20 protein-coding genes and 1 pseudogene are annotated in these 25,178 nt (G+C 72.1%); 11 read left to right on the plus strand and 10 right to left on the minus strand.

Annotated features, from left to right (window positions below):
- The first annotated feature begins 308 nt into the window (after nucleotides 1–308).
- The gene (locus tag ACFYZZ_RS13925; protein ID WP_389175070.1) at nucleotides 309–1,163 is read left to right on the plus strand and encodes a phosphotransferase family protein; all 855 of its coding nucleotides are present in this window, start codon (nucleotides 309–311) and stop codon (nucleotides 1,161–1,163) included.
- Nucleotides 1,164–1,172: 9 nt separating this feature from the next.
- Here the strand turns inward: ACFYZZ_RS13925 and ACFYZZ_RS13930 are convergent, their stop codons facing one another.
- Genes ACFYZZ_RS13930 through ACFYZZ_RS13940 form a run of 3 tightly spaced genes read right to left on the minus strand, consistent with a single transcriptional unit; the run spans nucleotide 1,173 to nucleotide 4,305 of the window.
- A complete protein-coding gene (locus ACFYZZ_RS13930; protein WP_389175758.1) occupies nucleotides 1,173–1,973 on the minus strand; it encodes a sugar phosphate isomerase/epimerase family protein in 801 nt (266 codons plus the stop codon).
- Between the two features lie 32 nt (nucleotides 1,974–2,005).
- On the minus strand, nucleotides 2,006–3,157 hold the full coding sequence (locus tag ACFYZZ_RS13935; protein ID WP_389175073.1) for a dihydrodipicolinate synthase family protein: 1,152 nt from the start codon (nucleotides 3,155–3,157) through the stop codon (nucleotides 2,006–2,008).
- On the minus strand, nucleotides 3,154–4,305 hold the full coding sequence (locus ACFYZZ_RS13940) for a Gfo/Idh/MocA family protein (RefSeq protein ID WP_389175076.1): 1,152 nt from the start codon (nucleotides 4,303–4,305) through the stop codon (nucleotides 3,154–3,156). The genes ACFYZZ_RS13935 and ACFYZZ_RS13940 overlap by 4 nt, the downstream gene beginning before the upstream one ends.
- A gap of 303 nt (nucleotides 4,306–4,608) precedes the next feature.
- On the opposite strand from ACFYZZ_RS13940, the gene ACFYZZ_RS13945 reads away from it, so the two are divergent.
- The 7 genes from ACFYZZ_RS13945 to ACFYZZ_RS13975 all read left to right on the plus strand — a co-directional run bounded on the left by ACFYZZ_RS13945 (nucleotide 4,609) and on the right by ACFYZZ_RS13975 (nucleotide 10,102).
- On the plus strand, nucleotides 4,609–5,655 hold the full coding sequence (locus tag ACFYZZ_RS13945) for a LacI family DNA-binding transcriptional regulator (RefSeq protein ID WP_389175078.1): 1,047 nt from the start codon (nucleotides 4,609–4,611) through the stop codon (nucleotides 5,653–5,655).
- 91 nt (nucleotides 5,656–5,746) lie between these two features.
- Complete coding sequence (locus ACFYZZ_RS13950) at nucleotides 5,747–5,905, plus strand: hypothetical protein (protein WP_389175080.1); 159 nt, start codon at nucleotides 5,747–5,749, stop codon at nucleotides 5,903–5,905.
- 79 nt (nucleotides 5,906–5,984) lie between these two features.
- On the plus strand, nucleotides 5,985–6,155 hold the full coding sequence (locus tag ACFYZZ_RS13955; protein WP_389175082.1) for a hypothetical protein: 171 nt from the start codon (nucleotides 5,985–5,987) through the stop codon (nucleotides 6,153–6,155).
- Between the two features lie 88 nt (nucleotides 6,156–6,243).
- Nucleotides 6,244–6,840, plus strand: a complete 597-nt coding sequence (locus ACFYZZ_RS13960; RefSeq protein WP_389175085.1) for a dihydrofolate reductase family protein — start codon at nucleotides 6,244–6,246, stop codon at nucleotides 6,838–6,840.
- Nucleotides 6,841–6,918: 78 nt separating this feature from the next.
- The gene (locus ACFYZZ_RS13965; RefSeq protein WP_389175088.1) at nucleotides 6,919–7,848 is read left to right on the plus strand and encodes a GNAT family N-acetyltransferase; all 930 of its coding nucleotides are present in this window, start codon (nucleotides 6,919–6,921) and stop codon (nucleotides 7,846–7,848) included.
- Between the two features lie 18 nt (nucleotides 7,849–7,866).
- Entirely contained in the window at nucleotides 7,867–8,667 is an 801-nt protein-coding gene (locus ACFYZZ_RS13970; protein ID WP_389175091.1) for a sugar phosphate isomerase/epimerase family protein, read from the plus strand.
- 166 nt (nucleotides 8,668–8,833) lie between these two features.
- Complete coding sequence (locus ACFYZZ_RS13975) at nucleotides 8,834–10,102, plus strand: MFS transporter (protein WP_389175094.1); 1,269 nt, start codon at nucleotides 8,834–8,836, stop codon at nucleotides 10,100–10,102.
- 15 nt (nucleotides 10,103–10,117) lie between these two features.
- On the opposite strand, the gene ACFYZZ_RS13980 is transcribed toward ACFYZZ_RS13975, so the two are convergent.
- On the minus strand, nucleotides 10,118–10,708 hold the full coding sequence (locus ACFYZZ_RS13980; RefSeq protein ID WP_389175097.1) for an alpha/beta hydrolase: 591 nt from the start codon (nucleotides 10,706–10,708) through the stop codon (nucleotides 10,118–10,120).
- Nucleotides 10,709–10,765: 57 nt separating this feature from the next.
- Nucleotides 10,766–12,001, minus strand: coding sequence for a 3-phosphoshikimate 1-carboxyvinyltransferase (aroA, locus tag ACFYZZ_RS13985; protein WP_389175100.1), 1,236 nt, complete (start codon nucleotides 11,999–12,001; stop codon nucleotides 10,766–10,768).
- 370 nt (nucleotides 12,002–12,371) lie between these two features.
- Between aroA and ACFYZZ_RS13990 the strand changes: the two genes are divergently transcribed.
- Together ACFYZZ_RS13990 and ACFYZZ_RS13995 are read left to right on the plus strand one after the other, a co-directional pair.
- A complete protein-coding gene (locus tag ACFYZZ_RS13990; protein ID WP_389175102.1) occupies nucleotides 12,372–14,216 on the plus strand; it encodes a glycoside hydrolase family 3 protein in 1,845 nt (614 codons plus the stop codon).
- A 168-nt stretch (nucleotides 14,217–14,384) separates the two neighbouring features.
- On the plus strand, nucleotides 14,385–15,008 hold the full coding sequence (locus ACFYZZ_RS13995; protein WP_389175104.1) for a hypothetical protein: 624 nt from the start codon (nucleotides 14,385–14,387) through the stop codon (nucleotides 15,006–15,008).
- Nucleotides 15,009–15,060: 52 nt separating this feature from the next.
- Here ACFYZZ_RS13995 and ACFYZZ_RS14000 read toward each other — a convergent pair whose 3' ends face one another.
- From ACFYZZ_RS14000 to ACFYZZ_RS14020, 5 genes and pseudogenes are all read right to left on the minus strand, one after another.
- Entirely contained in the window at nucleotides 15,061–16,485 is a 1,425-nt protein-coding gene (locus ACFYZZ_RS14000) for a S28 family serine protease (RefSeq protein WP_389175107.1), read from the minus strand.
- A gap of 87 nt (nucleotides 16,486–16,572) precedes the next feature.
- Complete coding sequence (locus tag ACFYZZ_RS14005) at nucleotides 16,573–16,965, minus strand: hypothetical protein (protein ID WP_389175110.1); 393 nt, start codon at nucleotides 16,963–16,965, stop codon at nucleotides 16,573–16,575.
- 116 nt (nucleotides 16,966–17,081) lie between these two features.
- Complete coding sequence (locus ACFYZZ_RS14010; RefSeq protein ID WP_389175113.1) at nucleotides 17,082–20,810, minus strand: ABC transporter ATP-binding protein; 3,729 nt, start codon at nucleotides 20,808–20,810, stop codon at nucleotides 17,082–17,084.
- A 188-nt stretch (nucleotides 20,811–20,998) separates the two neighbouring features.
- Nucleotides 20,999–21,574, minus strand: a pseudogene (locus ACFYZZ_RS14015) (esterase-like activity of phytase family protein); the annotation flags it as partial.
- 75 nt (nucleotides 21,575–21,649) lie between these two features.
- Nucleotides 21,650–22,573, minus strand: a complete 924-nt coding sequence (locus ACFYZZ_RS14020; protein ID WP_389175115.1) for a serine hydrolase — start codon at nucleotides 22,571–22,573, stop codon at nucleotides 21,650–21,652.
- A 149-nt stretch (nucleotides 22,574–22,722) separates the two neighbouring features.
- On the opposite strand from ACFYZZ_RS14020, the gene ACFYZZ_RS14025 reads away from it, so the two are divergent.
- Nucleotides 22,723–25,011, plus strand: a complete 2,289-nt coding sequence (locus ACFYZZ_RS14025) for an ArnT family glycosyltransferase (protein WP_389175118.1) — start codon at nucleotides 22,723–22,725, stop codon at nucleotides 25,009–25,011.
- The last annotated feature ends 167 nt before the right edge of the window (nucleotides 25,012–25,178 follow it).

The raw sequence follows: 25,178 nt of genomic DNA on the forward strand, positions 1-25,178 counted from the left end.
TCGTTCTTGTTTTCGCCCCCCCCCCCGGCGCCGGGGGGGGGGGGGGGGGGGGGCCGGGGGGTGGGGGCGGGGGTGTTGGGGGGGGGGGGGGGGGCGCGGGCCCCCCCCCCCCCCCCCCCCCCCTCGGCTTTCCCCTCCGTATCAGAACCTCGCGATCCCCCCCGGGTCCCTCCCCTGGAGGTCCTGATGCGAAGTACGACACGTGAGGTGGGGGGAGGGTTGCACACCCACTCATGATTTTTCGCGGCACCCGCGACGGCCGTCGAATTCCGTTGCTCACCGCAAACCGGTGGCCTACGGTCCCGATCATGCTGAAGGACCTCTGCGCCCGCCTCGGCCTGGCCGGCGCACCGCTGACCCGGTTCCCGGACGGCTCACAGCCCGTCTACGCCGTGGGTGACGAGCACGTCCTCAAGCTGTTCCCCGGAGCCTCGGCAGGGGACGGCGACGCCGAAGGGCGCGTCCTCACCCACCTCCAGGGCCGGCTGCCGGTGCCGACACCGCGGGTGCACAGCTTCGGCGCCTACGAGAACGGCTGGCGGTACGTCCTGATGTCCCGCCTCCGTGGTGAGAACCTGGCCGACGCGTGGCACCGGGTGCCGCGCAGCCACCGAGAGCGGCTCGTCACCGAGATCGGCGAGACCCTGGCCGTGCTGCACTCCCTCGACCCCGACCCCCTCGCGGACGTCCTCGGCCCCGGAGACTGGGGCGCCTTCGTGGACCGCCAGACCGCCGCTGCCGTGGCACAGCAGCGCGCCAAGCGGCTGCCGGACGCCTGGCTGGAGCAGATCCCGGACTTCCTCGCCTCGGTCTCCCTGCCACGCGCCCCGCATCGTTCCCTGCTGCACACCGAGGTCATGCGGCAGCACTTCCTCGTCGATCCCGACGGCTGGCGCCTGACCGGGCTCTTCGACTTCGAACCGGCCATGATCGGTGACCGCGCCTACGACTTCGTGGGCGTGGGCCTGTTCGTCACCGGCGCCGATCCCGACCTGCTGGCCCGGCTCGCCGGGGCGTACGGCCACGCCTTCGACCCGTCCCACCTGCTCGCGTACACGCTGCTGCACGTGTACAGCGATCTCCCCTGGTACCTGAAGGAACTGCCCGTACCTGCCGAGCAGACGCTGCCCTCGCTCGCGGAGGCGTGGTTCGGCACGGTGTGACGTCCGGTGTCACCCGGCGACGTGCGTCACGAACCGCTCCGCCGTCTGAGCCAGCACCTCCCGCCCGTCCCGGGCCCACAACCGCTCGTTGAACAGCTCGACCTCGATCGGGCCGGTGTAACCGGCCGCCTCCACATAACCCTTCCACTCCCGCATGTCGATCGAGCCGTCGCCGAGCTGGCCGCGGCCGTTGAGGACGCCCTCGGGCAGGGGGGTGGTCCAGTCGGCGAGCTGGAAGGTGTGGATGCGGCCGGCCGCGCCCGCCCGGGCGATCTGGTCGGGGGCCCGGTCGTCCCACCAGATGTGGTAGGTGTCCACGGCCACGCCGACCTGGTGCGCGGGGAAGCGCTCGGCGAGGTCCAGGGCCTGGGCGAGGGTGGAGACCACGCAGCGGTCGGACGCGTACATGGGGTGCAGGGGTTCGATGGCGAGGCGTACGCCGTGGGATTCGGCGTAGGGGCCCAGCTCCGCCAGCGCGTCGGCGATGCGTTCGCGGGCGCCGTGCAGGTCACGCGAGCCGGCGGGCAGGCCGCCCGAGACCAGGACGAGGGTGTCCGTGCCGAGCGTGGCCGCCTCGTCGATCGCCCGGCGGTTGTCGGCCAGGGCCTGCTCCCGCTCGGCCGGGTCGATCGCCGTGAAGAAGCCGCCGCGGCACAGGGTCGTCACCGTCAGGCCCGCGTCACGGACCAGCTTGGCGGTCGCCTCCAGACCGTACGACTGGACCGGCTCGCGCCACAGGCCCACTCCCGGCACGCCCAACCGGACGCAGGCATCGACCAGTTCGGGGAGGGACAGCTGCTTGACCGTCATCTGGTTGATGGAGAAGCGTTCGAGTCCGGTGCTCACTGGTTCACCCCGTACAGCGACAGCAGGTTCTTCATACGTTCCTCGGCCAGTTTCGGGTCCGGGAACAGGCCGAGGCCGTCGGCGAGTTCGTAGGCGCGGGCGAAGTGGGGCAGGGAGCGGGCCGACTGGAGGCCGCCGACCATCGCGAAGTGGGACTGGTGGCCCGCCAGCCAGGCCAGGAACACGACTCCGGTCTTGTAGAAGCGGGTCGGGGTCTGGAAGAGGTGGCGGGAGAGGTCGACGGTGGGGTCGAGCAGGGCGCGGAAGCCGGCCGTGTCGCCCGTGTCCAGGACCCGTACCGCCTCGGCCGCCAGCGGGCCCAGCGGGTCGAAGATGCCGAGCAGGGCGTGGCTGAAGCCCCGCTCGTCGCCCGCGATCAGCTCGGGGTAGTTGAAGTCGTCACCGGTGTAGCAGCGCACGCCCTGCGGGAGGCGGCGGCGCAGGTCGATCTCGCGCTGGGCGTCCAGCAGCGACACCTTGATGCCGTCGACCTTGTCCGGGTGCGCGGCGATGACCTCCAGGAAGGTGTCGGTGGCCGCGTCGAGGTCCGGTGAGCCCCAGTAGCCCTCCAGAGCGGGGTCGAACATCGGGCCCAGCCAGTGCAGGATCACCGGCTCGGCGGCCTGGCGGAGCAGATGGCCGTAGATCTCCAGGTAGTCCTCGGGGCCGCGGGCGGCGGCCGCGAGTGCCCTGGACGCCATCAGGATGGCCTGGGCGCCGGCCTCCTCCACGACCGCCAGCTGTTCCTCGTAGGCGGCGCGGATCTCGGCCAGGGTGCCGCCGGCGATCTGGTCGGTGCCGACGCCGCAGGCGATCCGGCCGCCCACGCTGTGCGCCTCCGCCGCCGACCTGCGGATCAGCGCGGCCGCGCCCGCCCAGTCCAGGCCCATCCCGCGCTGGGCGGTGTCCATCGCCTCGGCGACACCGAGCCCGTGGGACCACAGGTGGCGGCGGAAGGCGAGGGTGGCGTCCCAGTCGACGGCGGCGGGTGAGTCGGGGGTCGTGTCCGCGAACGGGTCGGCTACGACGTGCGCCGCCGAGAAGACCGTGCGGGAGGTGAAGGGGGTGCCGGGTGTCGGCGCGAGCGGTTCGGTCCGGGGCTCGTACGTCCGCAGGGCGCCGGCGGGGCCGGGGAGTCGGATGGTCACAGGGCGATCTCCGGTACGTCGATGCGGCGGCCCTCGGCCGAGGACTTCAGGCCCAGTTCGGCGAGCTGGACGCCGCGGGCGCCGGCCAGCAGGTCCCAGTGGTACGGGGCGTCGGCGTAGACGTGCTTCAGGAACAGCTCCCACTGGGCCTTGAAGCCGTTGTCGAACTCGGCGTTGTCCGGCACCTCCTGCCACTGGTCGCGGAAGACCTCGGTGGCGGGGATGTCCGGGTTCCAGACCGGCTTGGGGGTCGCGCCGCGGTGCTGGGCACGGCAGTTGCGCAGGCCGGCGACCGCCGAGCCCTCGGTGCCGTCCACCTGGAACTCCACCAGCTCGTCGCGGTTGACGCGGACCGCCCAGGAGGAGTTGATCTGGGCGATCGCGCCGCCCTCCAGCTCGAAGATGCCGTAGGCGGCGTCGTCGGCGGTCGCGTCGTAGGGCTTGCCGTGTTCGTCCCAGCGCTGCGGGATGTGGGTGGTGGCGAGGGCCTGGACGGAGGTCACCCGGCCGAACAGCTCGTGGAGCACGTACTCCCAGTGCGGGAACATGTCGACGACGATGCCGCCGCCGTCCTCGGCACGGTAGTTCCAGGAGGGGCGCTGGGCGGGCTGCCAGTCGCCCTCGAAGACCCAGTAGCCGAACTCACCCCGGACGGACAGGATCCGCCCGAAGAAGCCGCCGTCGATCAGGCGCTTCAGCTTGAGGAGGCCGGGGAGGAAGATCTTGTCCTGGACGACGCCGTGCCTGATGCCCTTCTCGTCGGCCAGGCGGGCCAGCTCCAGGGCGCCCTCCAGTCCCGTGGCGGTGGGCTTCTCCGTGTAGATGTGCTTGCCGGCCGCGATCGCCTTCTTGATCGACTCCTCGCGGGCCGAGGTGACCTGGGAGTCGAAGTAGATGTCGACGCTGGGGTCGGCGAGGACGGCGTCCACGTCGGTGGAGACGTGCTCCAGGCCGTGCCGGTCGGCGATCTCCCTGAGGGCGTGTTCGCGGCGGCCGAGCAGGATCGGCTCGGGCCACAGCACGGTGCCGTCGCCGAGGTCGAGGCCGCCCTGTTCGCGCAGGGCGAGGATCGACCGGACGAGGTGCTGGCGGTAGCCCATGCGCCCGGTCACGCCGTTCATGGCGATACGCACCGTCTTGCGTGTCACGTCAGTCCCCTTCGCGGGCGCCGGGCGCCCCGGTCGGCATCAGCAGCGTCGTCAGCGTCCAGCGCGGTGTCCAGCGCGGTGTCCAGCACAATGCAGCAAGCGCTTTCTATCCAGAGAAGCTAGCCTCTGAACTGTGGTCTGTACAAGACCGTGTCCTCTTCGAGTTGTTCGAGGGGGCGAACAACTCGACCGGTTGGCCTTAGGGTCTGCTCGACACCGCACGGAACCGTGGCCGGGCGCGGCCTGTCTACGTGGACGTATGAGCACCAATGCGCGATCAGATGCGCGACCGGAGGACGACAGATGACGGTGACCTTGGCGGATGTGGCGGCCCGCGCGCAGGTCTCCCCCGCGACGGTGTCGCGCGTGCTGAACGGGAACTACCCGGTGGCCGCCTCCACGCGGGAGCGGGTGCTGCGGGCCGTGGACGAGCTGGACTACGTCCTCAACGGCCCCGCCAGCGCACTCGCCGCGGCCACTTCCGACCTCGTCGGCATCCTCGTGAACGACATCGCGGACCCCTTCTTCGGGATCATGGCGAGTGCGATCCAGGCGGAGATCGGGGGCCCGGGCGGCCGGGCGGGCGGCGAACGCCTCGCGGTCGTCTGCAACACGGGCGGTTCGCCGGAGCGCGAGCTGACCTACCTGACCCTGCTGCAGCGACAGCGGGCCGCTGCCGTGGTGCTGACCGGCGGGGCCGTGGAGAACGCGCCGCACGCGGCGGCGGTGGCGGCGAAGCTGCGGAAGCTGACGGAGGCCGGGACGCGGGTGGTGCTGTGCGGGCGGCCGCCGGCGCCGGACGCCGAGGCCATCGCGCTGACCTTCGACAACCGCGGGGGCGCCCGCGCACTCACCGAGCACCTCATCGGCCTCGGCCACCGCCGGCTCGGCTACATCGCCGGCCCCGAGGAGCGGACCACCACCCGGCACCGCCTGGAGGGCCACTGGGCCGCGCTGGCGGCGGCGGGCGTGGAGGACGACCCGCGCTGGACGGTCCACGGCCGCTACGACCGCCGGTCCGGTTACGAGGCCACGCTGGAGCTGCTGCGCCGGGACCCCTCCCTGACGGCGATCGTGGCCGCGAACGACTCCGTCGCACTGGGCGCGTGTGCCGCGCTGCGCGAATCGGGGCTGCGGATCCCCGAGGACGTGTCCGTGGCCGGCTTCGACGACCTGCCGTTCAGCATCGACGCGGTGCCTTCACTGACGACGGTGCGGTTGCCGCTGTCCGAGGCGGGGGCCCGGGCGGGACGGATCGCGATGGGCCGGGAGGAACCGCCGCCGGGCGGGATCGCCTCGGTGCGGGGGGAGTTGATGGTGCGGGGGTCCACCGGGGTGCCGCGCGGCTGAGCGAAGAGGGCGCCGGTGATCGTCGAATCCCTGGAGAGCCCGGTGCCCTGCCCGTCCTGCCGTTGCCACCGCGCAGTGGCACGGCGCCCAGGTGCTGCTGGACGACGACTCGCTGCGGTGGGACACCGAGACGGCGTGCCCGGCCTGCGGGAGCGGGACGGCCGTGTGCGGGAGGGATCTGCCGACCGAGATGCGGGAGCGGATGCTCACGGAGCATGGGCGGACCGTGCTGCGGCTGGGGCCTGTCTGACAATTCCCGTCGTCCGCCCGCAGGGCAGGCGGGAATTGTCAGACAGGCCCTAGGGGCCTCGGCGCAGAGGCCGGCCGTCATGCGCGTGCTTCGGGAGCGACTCGGCGTCGGGCTGACGGAGGTCCGTGCCCTCGTGGAGCAGGTGGTGGCCGGGGAGTACGGCGGGACGCTTCCGGAGACGGAGTTGCTCGCGCGGCGGCTGCGGGCCGCGGGGGTCGACGCTGTCGCGGTACGGGAGACACCGTTCTGAGTCCGGCGTGTGCGCGCCGATTAGTTTCCGCGGTCGGCACGGTCTTCACTGCCGTAAGCCACAAGGCCGCTAGTCAAGGAGTATCGAAATGCGTCTCGTCGTCACCGAGTTCATCAGTCTCGACGGCGTCGTCCAGGCCCCCGGCGGGCCCGAGGAGGACACCGACGGCGGGTTCGCGCACGGGGGTTGGTCGCACCCCTTCTTCGATCCCGAGGTGGTCGGCGGGGCCTTTGCCGCGGGGCTGGAGCAGGCCGAGGCGCTGCTGTACGGGCGTCGTACCTATCAGAACATGGCGGCCGCCTGGCCCGAGCGGGCCGGGGATCCCTTTGCCGACCGGCTCAACTCGCTGCGGAAGTACGTCGTTTCCGACACGCTCGGGGACGACGAGCTGACCTGGGAGAACTCCGTGCGGGTGCCGGTCGCGGAGGCGGTCGGGAAGGTGCGCGAGCTGCGGGCCGCCGAGGGCGGGGATCTGGCGATGATGGGCAGCCCCACGCTGGTGCGGGCGCTGCTGGCCGAGGGGCTGGTGGACGAGCTGCAGCTCGTGGTGATGCCGGTGATGCTGGGCGGCGGCAAGTCGATCTTCCCGGCGGACGGGGGCAAGCGGAGCTGGGAGCTGGTGTCGTCGGCAACCGGGAAGACCGGGGTACAGGTCAACGTGTTCCGGCCCGCCGGCCAGTCGTAGACGGTGGACGGCGCGGCGCGGCGGGCTTAGCCTCGGAGGAACGGCATCTCTGACTGAGTCAAGTATCCGGGGGCGATCATGACCGTCCAGGACGTCCGCGCCTTCAACCGCTTCTACACCGGCGTCATCGGCGCCCTCGACTACGGCCGTCACCTGTACGCGCCGTACACCCTCACCGAGTCCCGGGTCCTGTACGAGCTCGCGCACGACCGGCATCTGGACGCGGCCGACCTGCGCACCCGGCTCGCGCTGGACGCCGGCTATCTGAGCCGCATCCTCAACAAGTTCGAGGAGGCGGGGCTGATCGAGCGCGGGCCGTCCGCGGCGGATCCGCGGCGCAGGAGCGTCACGCTCACCACGGCCGGGCACGAGGCCGCCGCGCTGCTGGACGAGCGGGCGCGGGAGACGGTGGGGGCGCTGCTGGACACCGTGGCCGAGCAGGACCGACCGCGACTGGCGGAGGCGATGCGGACCATCCGGGGCATCCTCGGGGACGGGAAGGCGACGCCGGGTGAGGTCGTCCTGCGGGAGCCGCTGCCCGGCGACCTCGGCTGGATCGTGCAGCGCAACGCCGCCCTGTACGCCGCCGAGTACGGCTGGAACGCCGACTACGAGGGGCTCGTTGCGAAGATCGTCGCCGACTTCGCCCAGGACCACGACCCGCATCTGGAGCGGGTGTGGATCGCGGAGCTGGAGGGGCGGCCGGTGGGGTGCGTGATGTGCGTGCGGGACGACGTGCCGGCCACCGCGCGGCTGCGGCTGCTCCTGGTGGAGCCCGACGCGCGCGGGCACGGTATCGGCGACCGGCTGGTGCGGGCCGTGGTCGACTTCGCGCGCGGGGTCGGCTACCGCGACCTGGTGCTGTGGACCAACGACGTGCTCAGCAGCGCCCGGCACCTCTACCAGCGGCACGGCTTCGTGCTCGTCGCCGAGCGGCCGCACCGCTCCTTCGGCAAGGATCTGGTGGGGCAGGACTGGCGGTTGGATCTGCACGAATCGGGCGTGTGACGAGTAGGGTCAACGAGCATGAAGCTGGCGTTCTCCACTCTCGGTGTCCCCGGCCTGCCCGTCCCTGAGGTCCTGGCGCTCGCGACCGCGCACGGGTATCACGGCGTCGAACTGCGCGCCCATCCGGAGGAGCCGGTGCACCCGGGCCTCGCCGCCGCCGAGCGGGCCGAGACGGCCGCGCTGTTCAAGGGGGCCGGGGTCGAGGTGCTGGGCCTCGCCGGGTACGCGCGCGTCGCCGCGCCCGGCGACGACACCCCCGTCCTGGACGAGATCCGTCAACTCCTCCAGCTGGCGCACGACCTGGGCGCCCCGTTCGTCCGGGTCTTCCCCGGCGCCGACCCGGACCGGCCCCGCGAGGAGTCCGACGCCCTTGCCGCCCGGCGGCTGGGCGCCGCCGCCGAGGACGCCTCCGCGCTCGGTGTGCGGATCCTGCTGGAGACCCACGACTCGCACCGCACCGGCGCCGACGCGATCCGTGTCCTCGGCCCGGTCGGCCACCGGCAGGTGGGCGCGCTGTGGGACGTGATGCACACCTGGCTGGGCGGCGAGCAGCCCTCGGACAGCTACGCGGCCCTCGCCCCGCACCTCGGCTACGTCCAGGTCAAGGACATCGCCTCGGCCGAGGACACCACCCCGCTGCCGCTCGGCGCGGGCGTCCTCCCGCTCACCGAGTGCGTGGACGTCCTGTGCCGCCACGGCTGGGACGGCTGGCTGTGCTGGGAGTACGAGAAGCGGTGGTACGAGTCGGCGGCCCCGCTTCCGGGCCTGCTGAGCGCGGGCCGGGATCACCTCGTACGGCTGCTGGGAGAGGCTGCCTAGCCCGTTCGGCGGAGCGGAGGGGGGCCGGCTCCGGGCAACGGTGTCCTGCCGGGTCCCGGCCCCCGCCCCGGATAATTCGCTGGCCGGGCCATAACGCCCCCGCATACCCTCCCCCGGTGATTCCGCAGCCCGCACCCCGTGCCCTCGCCTGCCCCCGTTCTCTCTCATGAGTCTCGCCGGCACGCTCATCGACGTGCGGCCGCTGCGTACCTCGCCCGTCTTCCGGCGGCTGCTGGTCGGGCGGACCGTGTCGCTGCTCGGTGGGTCCATGACCCTGGTGACGGTCATGTACCAGGTGTGGGACATGACCCGCAGCACGGCGTGGACCGGTGCGGTCGGGCTGGCCCAGGCCTTGCCGCTGGTGGTGTTCGGGCTGTTCGCGGGGGCCCGGGTGGACCGCGCGGACCGGCGTCGGATCTTCCTGACGGCCACCGTGGGCCAGTCCGTCTGCTCGCTGCTGCTGGCGGTGCAGGGCTTCACCGGGCATGTCCCGGTGGCGGCGGTGCTCGCGCTGGTCGCCGTCCAGTCGGGCTTCGGCGCGCTCGGTGCCCCGGCGGCCGGTGTCTTCGTGCCGCGGCTGCTGCCCAAGGACCAGGTGGCCGCCGGTCTCGCCCTGAACCAGATCACCGGCCAGGCGATGTTCCTGCTCGGCCCGGCCCTGGCCGGTGTGCTGCTGGGCTGGCTGGGCATCGGCGCCTGCTATCTGCTGGACGCGCTCAGCTTCGGTGTCGCCTTCTACGGCGCCTTCGGGCTGCCGGCGCTGCCACCGGAGGGCGAGCCGTCGCGGGCGGGGCTGCACGGGGTGCTGGACGGGCTGCGGTTCCTGGGCGGGCACCGGGTGGTGCGGGGCGCGCTGATCACCGACCTCGCCGCCACCGTGCTGTCCTTCCCGGTGAGCCTGTTCCCGCTGGTCAACGCCGAGCGGTTCGGGAACAGTCCGCGCACCCTCGGCCTGCTCCTGTCGGCCCTCGCGGTGGGCGGCGTCGCGGCCACGGCGCTGTCCGGCTCGCTGACCCGGCTCGGCCGGCCGGGCACGGTGATGCTCTGCGCCTCCGGCACCTGGGGTGCGGCCCTGGTGGCCTTCGGTCTGTCGACCAGCCCCTGGATCGGCCTCACCCTGCTCGTCGTGGCCGGGGCGGCGGACGCCACGGCGGTGGTCTCCCGGTCCACGATCGTGCAGACCCTCACCCCGGACGCGCTGCTCGGCCGGGTCACGGCGGCCGAGGCGATCGTCGGCCAGGCGGGGCCCAGCCTCGGCAACGTCCGGGGCGGCCTGGTCGCCGGCTGGAGTTCCGGGGCGACCGCCCTGGTCACCGGCGGCCTGATGTGCGTCCTGGCGGTGGGGGCGGTCGCGGCTGCGACTCCGGAACTGCGCGCCGGGGGCGCCGAGTTGATCGATGGTACGGCCGACGATGCTGCGCCCGACGCGCCGTGAGCGGTACGGCCGGTACTACTGCTCCGGACGCGCCCTGAGCGGTGCCGAGCCGGCCAGGCACCAGTCGAGCACGGCCGGCCAGGAGCCGTAGCCGGCGTCCAGGTCGAGGTGTGCGGCGCCCGGGACGACGTCGGTGGGAATGCCGAGCGGCTCGCCGAAGAGCGGGCCGGCGCCCTCGGGGCAGTACGGGTCGTCGTCGCCCGCGACGAGCCGGGTCCGGCCGGGCAGGACGAAGTCGAGGGCGGGAGGCGTGAAGGCCGCGACCTCCGGGTACCGGGCGAGAACGGATCCGGACGGCGGCGCGACGAGCAGCACCCGGTCCGCGTACCGCTGTTCCTTCATGCCCCGGGCCGCGGCGTGCAGCCACAGCACGACGGACAGGCTGTGCGCCACGACGACCCGCTCGCCCGAATCGTCCAACTCCTCCAGATGCCGGGCCAGTTCACCGAGCCACGCCTCAAGGTCCGGGTCGTCCGGGTCGGGCAGCTGCGGGTAGGTGACCCGGTGCCCCAGGGCGGTGAGCCGGTCGGCGAGCCAGTGCTGCCAGTGGTCCTCGGGGCGGCGGTTCTGCCAGCCGTGCAGGACGAGATACGAGCGTGTGGTCATGCGTTCGATGATTTCCGAGCGCTTCCCTCCGGTCCAGCGAGGAGGTCCACCGTCCCGTCAGGTGGTCGCGCTCAGCGCCGCGAACGCCTCGCGGAAGCCCGGGAACGTCTTCCGTACGCAGCCGGGATCGTCGTACGACAGCCCGGGCGTGCGCAGTCCGGTCACCGCGAAGGACATCACGATGCGGTGGTCGCCGTACGACTTGATCCCGACGTCCGGCAGGGGCGTGCCGGGCCGGATCTCGATCCAGTCGGGGCCGGTCGCCACGTCCACGCCGAGCCGGCGCAGGTTCTCCGCGCAGGCCTCCAGCCGGTCGCACTCCTTGACCCGCGTGTTGGCCACGTCCTCGATGCGGACCGGGCCGGAGGCGAAGGGTGCGATCGCGGCGAGGGTCGGCATGGTGTCGGAGATGTCCCGCATGTTGACGGTCAGGCCGTGCAGAACTTCCGTGCCGCGTACGGTCGTCCGGTCCGCGGCGACGTCCACCTCCGCGCCCATCCGCCGCAGCACCTCGACGAACCGCAGGTCGCCCTGGAGGGCCCCCGCCCCGAGGCCCGGCACGATCACCTCGCGGCCCGGGGTGACGGCGGCCGCGGCGAAGAAGTAGCTCGCGGTGGAGGCGTCCGGCTCGATGGCGTAGGTGGTGGCCCGGTAGCCGCCCGGCGGGACCTCGAAGACGTCACCGCTGCGGACCACCTCCACTCCGAACGCGCGCATCATCGCGAGCGTGATCTCCACGTACGGCGCCGAGACCAGGTCGGTCACCCGGATCCGCAGGCCGGTGCGGGTCAGCGGGCCGAGCAGGAGCAGCGCGGTGAGGTACTGGGAGGACTGGCCGGCGTCCAGTACGACCTCGCCGCCCTCGACCCCGGCCGCCCGGACGGTCAGCGGGTGGTGACCCTCGGCCTCCTCGTGCCGCAGGTCGACGCCGAGGTCGCGCAGGGCCCGGGTGAGCGGGCCGAGGGGGCGCCGGCGCATCTGCGGGGAGGCGTCGAAGCGGTAGGTGCCGTGGCCGGCGGCCGCCAGGGTGGGCAGGAAGCGGGCGGTGGTGGCGCCGTCGCGGCAGTACACGTCGGCCTCGGCGAGCGCCGGTCCCTGCGGGCGGCCGTCCACCTGCCAGGCGTCCGGGGTGCGGCCCACCCGGTAGCCGAGCCGGACCAGGCCCTCGGCGAAGCCCTCGGTGTCGTCGGAGCGCAGGGGCCGTACGAGGGTGCTGACGCCGTCGGCGGCGGCCGCGAGGAAGAGCGCGCGGGCGGTGATGGACTTGGAACCGGGGATGTCGACTGCGGGCATGGCCGTCATGATGGTCCGTCGCGCGGGCGCAGGGGCGGAATGTCCAGGGGCTGGACCGCGTGCGTCGCGGGCGACTCGCCCCAGAGCCGCCCGTCACGGGAACCCGCCGCCCCCGCCGCCCGTCCAACGTGCAAGCTGCCGGACGAGTTCGTGGTGCGGTGTCGGCCCTCGCCGCTGGCCGCGAACGCCGACGCACCCTCTCCGCCGCATCACGCCGGACAGCCCACCGCCATCGGCGCGCCCCCCTCCCAAGCGCCGATGGCGGCCTCATGCTGGCTTACTGTGCAGTCCCTTGACGGAAAGAAACTTCCCGGATATTGGTGACTCCTCGGAAGTTTCCTTCAGCGGTTCTCCTCTGGAAGGAGCGCACGTGCACGACACCAGCACGGGAAGCACGAGAAACACGGGAAACACCGCACGGCCGTCCAGACGGACCGTCCTCGCCGCGACCGCGGGCCTCACCGCCGCGCTGACCGCACCGGCCGGCGCCGCCCATGCCACCACCTCGAACGACCGCGCACTGCGCGCCCTCATCGCCCGTATGAGCCTGGAGGAGAAGGTCGGCCAGCTCTTCGTGATGCGGGTCTACGGCCACTCCGCCACCGCTCCCGACCAGGCCGACATCGACACCAACCTCAAGGAGATCGGCGTCCGCACGGCCGCCGAGCTGATCGAGCGGTACCGGGTCGGCGGGATCATCTACTTCACCTGGGCCCACAACACCCGCGACCCCCACCAGATCGCCGATCTGTCCAACGGCATCCAGCAGGCCTCCCTGGAGCTGCCCCGCGGCCTGCCGCTGCTCATCGCCACCGACCAGGAGCACGGCATAGTGTGCAGGGTGGGCAGGCCGGCCACGCTGTTCCCGGGCGCGATGGCGATCGGTGCGGGCCGCTCCCGTTCCGACGCCCGCACCCTCGGTCGCATCTCCGGCGCGGAACTCCGGGCCATGGGCATCAACCAGGACTACTCCCCCGACGCCGACGTGAACGTCAACCCGGCCAACCCGGTCATCGGCGTACGGTCCTTCGGGGCCGACCCGGATGCGGTGGCGGCCCTGGTGGCGGCCGAGGTGAGGGGCTATCAGACCTCCCGGGTCGCGGCGACCGCCAAGCACTTCCCGGGGCACGGCGACACCGCCGTCGACAGCCACACCGGCTTCCCGGTCATCACGCACAGCCGCGACCTGTGGGAGAAACTGGACGCCGCCCCCTTCCGGGCGGCGATCGCCGCGGGCATCGACTCGATCATGACGGCCCACATCCAGTTCCCGGCCCTCGACGACTCCGGCGACCCGGCCACCCTGTCCCACCCGATCCTCACCGGCATCCTGCGCGGCGAACTCGGCTACGACGGGGTCGTGGTCACCGACTCCCTCGGCATGGAGGGCGTGCGCACCAAGTACGGCGACGACCGGGTGCCGGTACTGGCCCTGAAGGCCGGCGTCGACCAGCTGCTCAACCCGCCCTCGATCGACGTGGCCTGGCACGCGGTCCTGAACGCCGTGCGGAACGGCGAGCTGACCGAGACCCGCCTGGACGAATCGATCCTGCGCATCCTTCGCCTGAAGGCCCGCCTCGGACTCCTCGACGGCGCGTACGTCCGCCGGTCCGGCGTCGACCGCACGGTGGGCACGAAATCCCACCTGGCCACAGCGGACCGGATCGCCGAACGGACCACGACCCTGCTGGTCAACGAGGACGACGCCCTCCCGCTGGACCCCCGCACCGAGCCCAGGATCCTGGTCGTCGGCGCCGACCCGGCCTCCCCGTCCGGCACCACCGGCCCGCCCACCTCGGTCCTGGCCACCGCCCTCACCGAACTGGGCTTCACCGCCACCGCCCTGTCCACCGGAACCGCACCCTCCGCGGCGACCATCGCCAAGGCGGTGGCGGCGGCGCGGGACGCGGACGCGGTGGTCGTCGGGACGTACAACGTGACGGCGGGCAGCACCCAGCAGACCCTGGCCGAACAGCTGCTCGCCACCGGCACCCCGGTGGTGGCCGTCGCCATCCGCAACCCCTACGACGTGGCCCAGCTCTCCTCCGTCAAGGCCTACTTGGCGACCTACTCCTGGACCGACGTCGAACTGCGGGCCGCTGCACGGGTGATCGCCGGGCGGGTGAACCCACGGGGCAGGCTCCCGGTGCCGGTACAGCGGGCGGACGATCCGACGCAGGTGCTGTACCCCCTCGGCCATGGGCTGACGTACTAGACGTACGTCACACACCGGGCACAACGCACCCAAAGGGCTGAAACTCCACTGTTCGCCTGACGTGGCCCAGCACCGGGGCCACGCTGGGCGGGGGTGTCTGGGGGTTGGCAATACCTGGACAGGGAGTGTCTGGGGGGTTCGGCAATGCGCGGGAAGGGTGCCGCAAGGGTGGCGTACCGCCTCCTGCCACCCACCCCTGCCCTCGCCGCCCTGGCGGCCGTCCTGGCCACCCTGCTCAGCGGCTGCCAGGGCCACGCGGACGCCCCGGTGGGCGACGCCCGGCCCGCCAGCGCCCTCCCCACCGGCTACGGCGCCCAGTTCCTCGCGGTCGGCGAGTGCAGCTCCTTCGGGACCACCAGCTTCACCGAGGTCCCCTGCACCGGCGAGCGGGCCGCCGCCCGGGTCGCCGCCCGCTACGACGGCACGACCACCGACGGCCCCCTGTGCCCGCCGACCACCGACTTCGTCCTGCACATCAGCGAACAGCGGCCACAGGACGACGAGGACGGCGACGGCGCGATCCCCCGGGGCTACGCCTGCATGCGCAACCTGGAGCCACCGCACCCCGGCGACCCGGGCGCCGGCGGCGGGCCCCGCACGATGCCCGGCGACTGCGTCTACGACTCGGGCGGCGGTCAGGTGCGGGAGACGGCGTGCGACGGGTCGGGGCGCCGCAAGCCGCAGTACGAGGTCACGAAGGCGGTCACCGAGCGGTCCGAGTGCCCTGCGTCGACGGTGCTCTACGTCGAGCTGGGCGGGAGACGGCCGGTGGGGTGCGCCCGGCCGGTGTGACGGCGGGGCCGGCCACGCCGACCCCGCCGTCATCGGCTGTCGAACCGGCGCGTCACGGACGCAACGCCGGCTCCCTCTCCACGTCCCGCACATCCAGCTTCGCGTCATGGCGAGCCAGCGGCTTCGCGGCCGACGGGTTCTTCTCGACCGTGGGCGACGCAACGCCCGCCCACTCCAGGATCCGTGCCGTCGCCAGCGCCTTCTCGTCGGACACCAGGCCCGCCACGTTCGCCCCGTGGTTCAACCCGGGCGCGGTGAAGACGTACGAGTCACGGGCGCCCGCGCCGAGGCGGAAGCGTTCCGAGCCCCAGGGGTCGTTCTGGCCGTAGACGAACAGCATGTGGTGCGCGTGGTGGCGGACCCACGTGTCGACGTTCCGCATCGCCCCGGGCTGGAAGCGCATCGGGATGGAGCGGGGCACGAAGTTGCGCGGGGGCTGGTAGCCGTAGCGGATCAACTTCCGTTCGATGTACGGGAAGTGGATCGTCGGAGCGCCCAGCTGGGTGCCCGCCTGGTAGTAGTACGGGGTGTACTGCTCCAGGCCCTGGTCGGTGTAGGCCGAGAAGCCCGAGACGGTGTCGACCGAGTCCCAGATCGCGTCGTCCGTCGCGGTCACCGCGTTCGCCGGGACGGAGTCGCAGTCCTTCAGCAGGCTGTACTGCCAAAAGCCCCAGACGTAGTCGAGCACGACCGCCTCGTAGGCCTTGTCCAGGCCGCCGATGGTGTCGAAGGTGTAGTGGTTGTCGGCGGCGTACTGGGCGTACTTCGCCTCCAGCGGCTCTCGGCGTACCAGCGCCTCACGCTGGACCGCGTTCAGGCGGTCCCGGCACTCCTTGGTGCCGACGCGGGCGAAGAAGCGGTCGTAGGCCGAGTCCTCGTTGTTGACGACGTCGTTGGGGGCCACGTAGGCCACCACGCCGTCCATGTCGCGGGGGTAGAAGCGCTCGTAGTAGGTGGCCGTCATGCCGCCCTTGGAGCCGCCGGTGGCCAGCCAGTTGGCGGAGTAGAGCGGCTTCAGCGCCTCGTAGACGCGGTGCTGGTCGCTCGCCGCCTGCCAGATGTCCAGCTTGGACCAGTCGGCCGGGGCCGGACGGGAGGGCGTGAAGAAGCGGTACTCCAGGGAGACCTGGTTGCCGTCCACGATCTGCGTGGGCTCGCGGCGGGACGGGTTCGTGGAGACGTTGTAGCCGCTGGTGTAGAAGACCGTGGGGCGGCTCACGTCCTTGTGCAGCACGGTGATGCGCTGCTGGAAGGTGCCGCGGTCCGGGTGCCGGTGGTCGACCGGCTGGGTGTAGTTCAGGACGAAGTAGCGGTACCCGGGGTACGGCTTCTCCTGGATCAGGCTCATGCCGGGTATCGACAGGAGCCGGTCCTTGATGTCGGTGGGCTCGGACTGTGCGGCGGTGGCCGCGCCCGCTGTGCTCAGCGTGCCTATGAACACCGTGAGCGCCAGCAGCCATCTGAGCGCCTTGCGCATGCGCACTCTCCCCTGTGAGACAGATGTGCGCCGGAAGCTATCGGAGCAACTGCCGTTGCACCAGGGGAGATTGAGTGATGTTCGTCATCAGCAGAGGATCCAGCCGGAGCTGACCGAATCCCTGCCCACCATGCCCTTCACCCACACGCAGCGCTGTCCCGCGTGGACCGTCACCGGGCCCGCGCGGTGCCTGTACCGGCCCTTGTCCACGACCGGGCGGTTGCCGCGGGCCTGCACGCTCACCGACATCACGCGCTTGACGCCGGGGTTCCGGGCGGTGGTGACGGCGCAGACGTAGCCGTTGCGCTTGAAGACGTGCACGGTGCCCGTGCTGAAGGGCAGGGTTCTCACCTCGCGTCCGGCGCAGGAGCCGTCCACCGCCGCGCTGGCGGTGCCGGGCACCGCCAGCGCGAGCCCGATGGACCCGGCCAGGACGGCCGCGCCCATCGCCAGGCGTCGGCGTATCGCACCACTGTCCACTGTCGTCCTCCCCGTACCGCCGTCATGCATGACCGTTGACCGTACTGATGTACGGACGCATGACATGTGTCGGATGGTTGCACGGCCGTCACGAGGACGGGCGACCGGAGCCTGCCTCAGCCGGTCACTCCGACCGGCTCCTCCGGTTCGGCCTCGCCCACGAACGTCCGCCACAGGTCGGCGTACCGGCCGCCGAGGGCGAGGAGTTCGTCGTGGGTGCCGTCCTCCGCCACCCGGCCGTGGTCCATGACCACCACCCGGTCCGCGCGGGCGGCCGTGGTCAGCCGGTGGGCGACCACCAGCGTCGTACGGCGGCCCGCCAGGCGGTCGGTGGCCAGGTTGACCTGGGCCTCGGTGGCCAGGTCGAGGGCTGCCGTGGCCTCGTCGAGGAGGAGGACGTCGGGGTCGACCAGTTCGGCGCGGGCGAGCGCGATCAGCTGGCGCTGGCCGGCCGAGAGGTTGCGGCCGCGCTCGGCGACCTCGTGGAGGTAGCCGCCGTCGAGCGTGGCGATCATCTCGTGCGCGCCGACCGCCCGTGCCGCCGCCTCGACCTCGGCGTCGGTGGCGTCGGGACGGCCGTAGGCGATGGCGTCGCGGATGGTGCCCGGGAAGAGGTACGCCTCCTGCGGGACCACGCCGAGACGGTGCCGGTACGAGGTCAGGTCCAGGGTGCGCAGGTCCGTGCCGTCGGCCGTGACCCGGCCCGAGGTGGGGTCGTAGAACCGGGCCACCATCTTGACCAGCGTCGACTTGCCGGCGCCCGTCTCACCGACGAAGGCGACCGTCTGCCCGGCCGGGATCGTCAGGTCGATGCCGGTCAGGGCCTCCTCGGCCTCGTCGGCGCCGCCGTACGCGAAGTGCACGTCCTCGAAGGTGATGTCGCCGCGCAGGGCGAGGACTTCGAGGGGTTCGTCGGCGGACTTCGTGGAGGTCGGCTCGCGCAGCAGTTCCTGGATGCGGCCCAGCGAGACCGTGGCCTGCTGGTAGCCGTCGAAGACCTGGGAGAGCTGCTGGACCGGGGCGAAGAACAGGTCGATGTAGAGGAGGTAGGCGACCAGGGCGCCGGTGGTCAGCGTGGCCGCCTCGATGCGGCCCGCGCCCGCGATCAGGACGCTCGCCGCGGCCACCGACGACAGCAGCTGCACGAACGGGAAGTAGACGGATATCAGCCACTGGCCCCGGATACGGGCCTGGCGATAGCTGTCGCTGCGCTCGGCGAACCGCCGCCCGCCGTCCCGCTCGCGCCGGAACGCCTGCACGATCCTGAGCCCGGCCACCGACTCCTGGAGGTCGGCGTTGACCACCGAGACGCGCTCACGGGCGAGTTCGTACGCCTTCACGCTCGCCCGGCGGAAGAAGAAGGTGGCGGCGATCAGCGGGGGCAGGGTGGCGAAGACGACCAGGGCGAGCTGGACGTCGAGCACCAGCAGGACGCCCATGATGCCGAAGAAGGTGACGACCGAGACGAACGCCGTGACCAGGCCGGTCTGCAGGAACGTCGAGAGGGCGTCGACGTCCGTCGTCATCCGCGTCATGATCCGGCCGGTCAGCTCGCGCTCGTAGTAGTCGAGGCCGAGCCGCTGGAGCTGGGCGAAGATCTTCAGGCGCAGCGAGTACAGGACGCGTTCGCCGGTACGGCCGGTCATCCGGGTCTCGCCGATCTGCGCGGCCCACTGCAGCAGCACGGTGAACAGGCCCAGCAGAGAGGCTGCCCACACCGCGCCGAGGGCCATCTTCGTGACGCCCTGGTCGATGCCGTGCCGGATCAGCACCGGCAGCAGCAGGCCGGCGCCCGCGTCCACGGCGACCAGCAGCAGGCTGACGAGCAGGGGCGCGCCGAAGCCGCGGAGCAGGCGGCGCAGGCCGTACGACTCCTCGGGGCGTACCGCGCGGGTCTCGTCGATGTCGGGGGTGTCGGTGGCCGCGGGCAGCGCCTCGACCTGGGCGAGGAGTTCGGGCGTGGCCGGGGTGCCCGAGAGGGCCAGATCCTTGGGCTCGCGGTCGCCGGTCCACAGCCGCGGGGTGACCCCGCGCTCGGCGTCGAACTCGGCGTCCAGCTCCTCGCGGACGGACATGTCCTCCTGCGGCTGGGCCGGGCGGGCGTGGCCCGGGGAGACCCCGCCCAGCTCGTCCGGGTCGGTCAGCAGACGGCGGTAGAGGGCGGAGCGCTCCTGGAGTTCGTCGTGGGTGCCGAGGTCGGCGAGCCGGCCGCCGTCCAGGACGGCGATGCGGTCGGCGAGGCCCAGGGTGGAGCGGCGGTGTGCGATGAGGAGGGTGGTGCGGCCCTCCATGACGTGCTTCAGCGCCTCGTGGATCTCGTGTTCCACGCGGGCGTCCACGGCCGAGGTCGCGTCGTCCAGGACCAGCAGGCGCGGGTCGGTGAGCAGGGCGCGGGCGAGCGCGACACGCTGGCGCTGGCCGCCGGAGAGGGTCAGGCCCTGCTCGCCGACCTTGGTGTCGTAGCCCTCGGGCAGCTCGGCGATGAAACGATCCGCCTGGGCGGCGCGGGCGGCGGCCTCGATCTCCTCCTGGGTGGCGTCCGGGCGGCCGTAGGCGATGTTGTTGCGGACGGTGTCGGAGAAGAGGAACGAATCTTCGGGCACCAGCCCGATCGCCGCACGGAGCGAGTCCATGGTCAGCTCGCGCACGTCGTGCCCGCCGATCAGGACGGCGCCGTGGGTGACGTCGTAGAAGCGCGGCAGCAGCAGGGAGAGGGTGGACTTGCCGGAGCCGGAGGAGCCGACGACGGCCAGGGTCTCCCCCGGCCGGATCTCGAAGCTGAGCCCGTCGAGCACCGGCCGCTCGTGTGCGTACCCGAAGGACACGTCGTCGAACTCGACGGTGGCGGGCGCGTCGGCCGGGAGGGTCTTCGTGCCGTCCTTCAGGGTCGGCTCGGTGTCGATCAGCTCCAGGACGCGCTCGGTGCCGGCGCGGGCCTGCTGGCCGACGGTGAGCACCATGGCGAGCATGCGGACCGGGCCGACCAGCTGGGCGAGGTAGGTGGAGAAGGCGACGAAGGTGCCGAGGGTGATGTGCCCGCGGACCGCGAGCCAGCCGCCGAGGGCCAGCATGGCGACCTGGCCGAGGGCCGGGACGGCCTGGAGCGCCGGGGTGAACTTGCTGTTCAGGCGTATGGTCCGCAGGCGCCCGGCGAACAGGCGGCGTCCGACCTCGCGCAGCTTCCCGGTCTCCTGGTCCTCCTGCCCGAAGCCCTTCACCACGCGTACGCCGCTCACGGCGCCGTCGACCACACCGGCGACGGCGGCGGCCTGGGCCTGGGCGTACCAGGTGGCGGGGTGGAGCTTGCTGCGGCTGCGCCGGGCGATCCAGCCGAGGGCCGGGGCCACGGCCAGGGCGACCAGGGTCAGCGGCAGCGACAGCCAGGCCATGACCGCCAGGGAGATCAGGAAGAGCAGGACGTTCCCGATGGTCATCGGGAGCATGAAGAGCAGGCCCTGGATCAGCTGGAGGTCGCTGGTGGCCCGGCCGACCACCTGCCCGGTGGACAGCTCGTCCTGGCGGCGGCCGTCCAGGCGGGTGATCGTGTCGTACATCTCGGTCCGCAGGTCGTGCTGGACGTCGAGGGCGAGCCGGCCGCCGTAGTAGCGGCGTATGTAGGTGAGGGCGTAGACGAGGACGGCGGCGCCGAGCAGCGCGCCGGCCCACGGGGCCATGGAGCGGCTGTGGTCGCCGATGACATCGTCGATGATCACCTTGGTGACCAGCGGGACCACGGCCAGCACGGCCATGCCGGCCAGGGAGGACCCGAGGGCGAGGAGGACGTCCTTCGGATACCGCCAGGCGTAGCCCGCCAGCCGTCGTGCCCATCCCCGATGCACTGCCACGCCGGTGCCTCCCGTTCAGTTCTGCTCTTCCGGAAGGCTCCAACGTCAACAGGGACGGATTTCATCCCTCTGTAACAAAACGACGGCGGACGTCAGACGCGTACCCGCAGGTAGTAGCACCGGGTCGTCTGAGCCGGGTTCTGGTTGTCGTCGCTGACCAGCAGGACCTTCAGGCGTCCGATCGAGTCCTCCATGGAGGCCGGCAGGGTGCGGCCGCCGGGCAGCATCGTCAGGCCCTCGAAGGTCAGGTTCTTGCCGGCGCGGCCGGCCGGGGCGACCAGGAGGGAGGACGGGACCGGGAGGCGGTCGAGGATCGTCCCGTCCCGGGAGTAGCGGCGGACGGAGGGCTCGGTCTCCGACGAGATCAGCAGGGTGCCGATGGGGGTCCCCGCGCTCGAGCGAAGCCGAGAGTGGGGGAGGTCGATGACCAGCCCCGCGGAGTCGAGGTCGGCGCCCTTCTCGTCGGCGAGGTGGACGGCCGAGGTCGGCTGGAGGGTCTTCGGGTCCAGACCGAACAGGGACGAGCGGTCCTCCAGTGCGGCGAGGGAACCGTCCCGGTCCACCGCGAGCGCGGAGAAGTTGCCGGCGAAAGTGCCCTGGTACGTCGTCTTGTCGAGCGCGTCGGAGAAGCGGTCGATGGAGACGGTCGGCGAACAGGCGTTGCTTTCCGTGGAGTTGGCGGCACCGGCGGGCCCGGCGGCGGTCAGGCAGGTGGCCGCCGCCAGGCCGGCGGTGAGGGTCGCGAGTACGGTTCTCAGGCGTATGGGCGCCACCGTAGGCCGGTCCGGTGACCGGCGGGAGACCGCCTCGTGAAGCGTCAGCCCTGCGGCGGCCCTGCGTCAGCCCTGCTCGGGCACCGCGACGAACGCCTCGCTCGGCGTGCTGGTCGGGGTGTAGCGGGCGGTGCTGGACGTCGTCGGCACCAGGTCCTTGTGGATGGCCTTGGCGACGTTCTGGATGGTGGTGACGCCGTAGTCCATGGTGCTGTTGTCCTGCGTCAGCACGCTGATCATGTAGTCGTGGCCGGCGCCGTTGAAGGTGCCCAGGCTGTGCACCCGCCAGCCGTGCGTGGAGCGCTGCAGCCAGCCGTTCTTGACGTGCACGGCCACGGTGGACGGCGCACCGGCGGGCGTGCCCCAGCGCTGCTCGGAGATGACCTTGCCCATCAACTTCAGGATGTAGGCACGGGAGTTGTCGCTCAGCACGGTGTTCTTGGCAGTGATGAGCTTGAGCAGCTTCTGCTCGTCGGTGACGTTCTCCTGGGTCAGACCCCAGTAGCCGTCCGCGCCGGGCGTGGTCTTCGTCATGCCGGCGGCGGACAGGAAGCCCTTGATCTTCGTCAGGCCCAACTGCTTCCACAGCTTGCTGGTCGCGGCATTGTCCGACTGGGTGATCATGGCCGTGGCGAGCGACTGCTCGGTGTCCGTCAGATACCGGTTGTGCTTCTTCGCGTCCCACAGCAGCGTGGCGAGGACGGTGACCTTGACCGTGCTGGCCGAGTCGTAGGCGCTGGTCGCACGCAGGGTGCAGGTCGTCTTGGTGGAGCGGTCGTACAGGCCGACCGCGACGGTGCCCTTGCGGTTCGCGAGGGCGGCCGTGATGTCCTTCTGCAGCTTGGTGGCGAGGCCCGCCTTGCTGGACGTGCAGCTGACGGCGGGAGGCGCCGCCGCGGCCGGGGCGGCGGCGGTGACGGCCGGTATGAGCACCACGGCGCCCAGAGCGGCTGCGAGCGCGCCGGCGCGACTGAATGTGCGGGGATTCATACCCCTGTTGACACACGGAGGCGACCGATAGTTGCACAGCTGTTCGGGGTTGACCCGCCCTTTGCCTCTTCACCCGCCCTCTGCCCATTCACAGGAAGCCGCAAGGTGCGGCACAGCGCTCACCCACCCCCGCTCGACACGATGCCGCCGTGACCTCAGCCACCGATCCCCTCGCCCATCCGACGACCGTGACCGCCGAACCGCCGCCCGAGGCCGCGGCTGCGGCCGCCGCGCCGCGCTGGTCGCTGCCCGCCCTGATCGCGATCATGATCCTGGCGGCGGTGCTCTACTCCTGGAACCTCTCCGGCTCCAGCCTCAACAGCTTCTACAGCGCGGCCGTGCTCAGCGGTACGCAGAGCTGGAAGGCGTGGTTCTTCGGCTCGCTGGACGCAGGCAACTTCCTCACCGTCGACAAACCACCGCTCGCCCTCATGGTCATGGGCCTGTCCTGCCGCCTCTTCGGCTTCGGCACCTGGCAGATGATGGCGCCGATGATCGTGGCCGCGCTGGCGACGATCTGGATCCTGCACACGTCCGTGAAGCGGGTGTGGGGACACGGGGCGGCCGCACTGGCCGCGCTGGTCCTGGCGTTGACGCCCATCACCGTGGCCATCAACCGGGACAACAACCCCGACACGCTGCTGGTCCTGCTGATGGTCGGCGGCGCGGCCCTGGCCCTGCGCGCGGTGACGGGCGGCCGCCTGCTGCCGCTGCTCGGCTCGGCGGTCTGCTTCGGCCTCGCCTTCAACACCAAGATGCTGCAGGGCTACATCGCGCTGCCCGCGGTCTTCGCGGTGTACCTGTACGCGACCCGGCTCCCGCTGGTGAAGCGGATCGTCAACCTGCTGCTCGCAAGTGTGGCCCTGGCGGTGTCCAGCTTCTGGTGGGCGGCGGCGGTCTCCCTCGTCCCGGCCTCCGAGCGCCCCTACATCGGCGGCTCGACGGACGGCACGGCCTGGAACCTGATCATGGGCTACAACGGCCTCGGCCGGGTCCTCGGCGGCGAGGGCAACGGCGGAGGCGGGGGCGGCGGAGGCGGCGGCTTCTCCGGCTCCGCGGGCCTGGGCCGGATGTTCAACGACATCCTCGGCGGGCAGATCTCCTGGCTGCTGCCCTTCTGTGCGATCGCACTCGTCGCCGGCCTGATCCTGTGCGGCCGCGCCCCGCGCACCGACCTCACCCGCGCCGCGCTGGTGCTGTGGGGCGGCTGGACCGTGCTGCACTTCCTGACCTTCAGCATGGCCGAGGGCACCATGCACCCGTACTACACGACCGCGCTCGCGCCCGGCATCGCGGCGCTGTGCGGGGGCGGCGGCGTGATGCTGCTGCGCGCGTTCCGGGACGACAGGCGGTGGGCCTGGGTGCTCCCGGTCGCGCTCGGCGTCACGGCCGTCTGGGCGATCGTGCTGCTGCGCCGGGCCTCCGGCTGGAACACCTGGCTGTGGCCGGTGATCGGTGTGGTCATGGCGGCGGCGATCGTGGGCCTGTTCCTCTTCCGGAGCGGCAACCGGGCGCGGCTGCTGGCGGCTTCCCTCGCCGCGGCGGTCGTCGCGGCGGTGGCCGGTCCGGCGGCGTACGCCTGGTCGGTGCCTGCGGGGTCGGGCGGTGGCCGCATGGGCGGTACGAACCCGACGGCGGGGCCGTCGACGGGGAGCGGCTTCGGCGGTGGGCCGGGCGGCAACGGGGGCGGCCCCGGCAACGGCGAGCTGCCGGGCGGCGCCCCGCAGGGCGGCCAGAACGGCCGGGCGAGCGGCGGCTTCCCGGGCGGCGGCGAGATGATGCCCGGCGGCGGGAACGGCGAGCTGCCCGGCGCCCCGAGCGGGCAGAACGACCGGAGTGGCCAGAGCGGCCAGGCTCCTGGGGGCAACGGCCAGCTGGGCGGCACCCCGCCGGGCGGCACCGGTACGAGCGGCGGCACGGCCGAGGGCGGCACCCAGCAGGGCGAACTGCCCGGTGGGAACGGCGGGAGCGGCGGCTTCGGCGGTGGCGGCATGGGCGGCGGGCCCGGCGGCGGTATGGGCGGGGCCGACAGCGAGCTGATCTCGTACCTGAAGAAGCACCGGGACGGGGCCAAGTGGCTGCTCGCGGTGTCCAACTCGCAGAGCGCCGCGCAGATCGAGCTGGGCAGCAACGTGCCGGTCATCTCCATGTGGGGCTTCACCGGCACCGACAACGCGATGACCGTCGCCAAGCTCAAGGAGCTGGTGAAGAAGGGCGAGCTGCACTACGTCCAGATCGGCGGCGGTGGCATGGGCGGCGGGCCCGGCGGGGGCAGCAGCCTCAGCTCCGAGGTGACGTCGTGGGTGAAGAAGCACGGTACGGCGGTGAAGGAGAGCGCCTACCGCAAGAGCACGACATCGAAGTCGTCGTCCTCCGGCTCCTCGTCCTCGAACTCCTCCTCGCAGAGCGACCAGTCGACGCTCTACCGCCTGGACTGAAACGGAAATCCGTGCAGTGCGGATGTAAAGTCCTGAGAGGCAAGGACTGGATCCCTCCGCGCCGTCAGGGATACCGGCGCCAGGCAGCCAGTGCTTGTCAGCGCGGCGAGTGGTCCAGCTCCGGGGCCCACCGGAGCTGGACCGCAATGCATGCGCTGGGTGGGTCC

This window comes from Streptomyces sp. NPDC001816 (assembly GCF_042892235.1).
GTDB lineage: Bacteria > Actinomycetota > Actinomycetes > Streptomycetales > Streptomycetaceae > Streptomyces.

Bases quoted from the DNA above. Each gene is read 5' to 3' on its own strand.
- ACFYZZ_RS13925 (WP_389175070.1), top strand. From the start codon at position 309: ATGCTGAAGGACCTCTGCGCCCGCCTCGGCCTGGCCGGCGCACCGCTG.
- ACFYZZ_RS13930 (WP_389175758.1), bottom strand. From the start codon at position 1,973: ATGACGGTCAAGCAGCTGTCCCTCCCCGAACTGGTCGATGCCTGCGTC.
- ACFYZZ_RS13945 (WP_389175078.1), top strand. From the start codon at position 4,609: ATGACGGTGACCTTGGCGGATGTGGCGGCCCGCGCGCAGGTCTCCCCC.
- ACFYZZ_RS13955 (WP_389175082.1), top strand. From the start codon at position 5,985: ATGCGCGTGCTTCGGGAGCGACTCGGCGTCGGGCTGACGGAGGTCCGT.
- ACFYZZ_RS13960 (WP_389175085.1), top strand. From the start codon at position 6,244: ATGCGTCTCGTCGTCACCGAGTTCATCAGTCTCGACGGCGTCGTCCAG.
- ACFYZZ_RS13965 (WP_389175088.1), top strand. From the start codon at position 6,919: ATGACCGTCCAGGACGTCCGCGCCTTCAACCGCTTCTACACCGGCGTC.
- ACFYZZ_RS13970 (WP_389175091.1), top strand. From the start codon at position 7,867: ATGAAGCTGGCGTTCTCCACTCTCGGTGTCCCCGGCCTGCCCGTCCCT.
- ACFYZZ_RS13975 (WP_389175094.1), top strand. From the start codon at position 8,834: ATGAGTCTCGCCGGCACGCTCATCGACGTGCGGCCGCTGCGTACCTCG.
- ACFYZZ_RS13980 (WP_389175097.1), bottom strand. From the start codon at position 10,708: ATGACCACACGCTCGTATCTCGTCCTGCACGGCTGGCAGAACCGCCGC.
- aroA (WP_389175100.1), bottom strand. From the start codon at position 12,001: ATGCCCGCAGTCGACATCCCCGGTTCCAAGTCCATCACCGCCCGCGCG.
- ACFYZZ_RS14000 (WP_389175107.1), bottom strand. From the start codon at position 16,485: ATGCGCAAGGCGCTCAGATGGCTGCTGGCGCTCACGGTGTTCATAGGC.
- ACFYZZ_RS14020 (WP_389175115.1), bottom strand. From the start codon at position 22,573: ATGAATCCCCGCACATTCAGTCGCGCCGGCGCGCTCGCAGCCGCTCTG.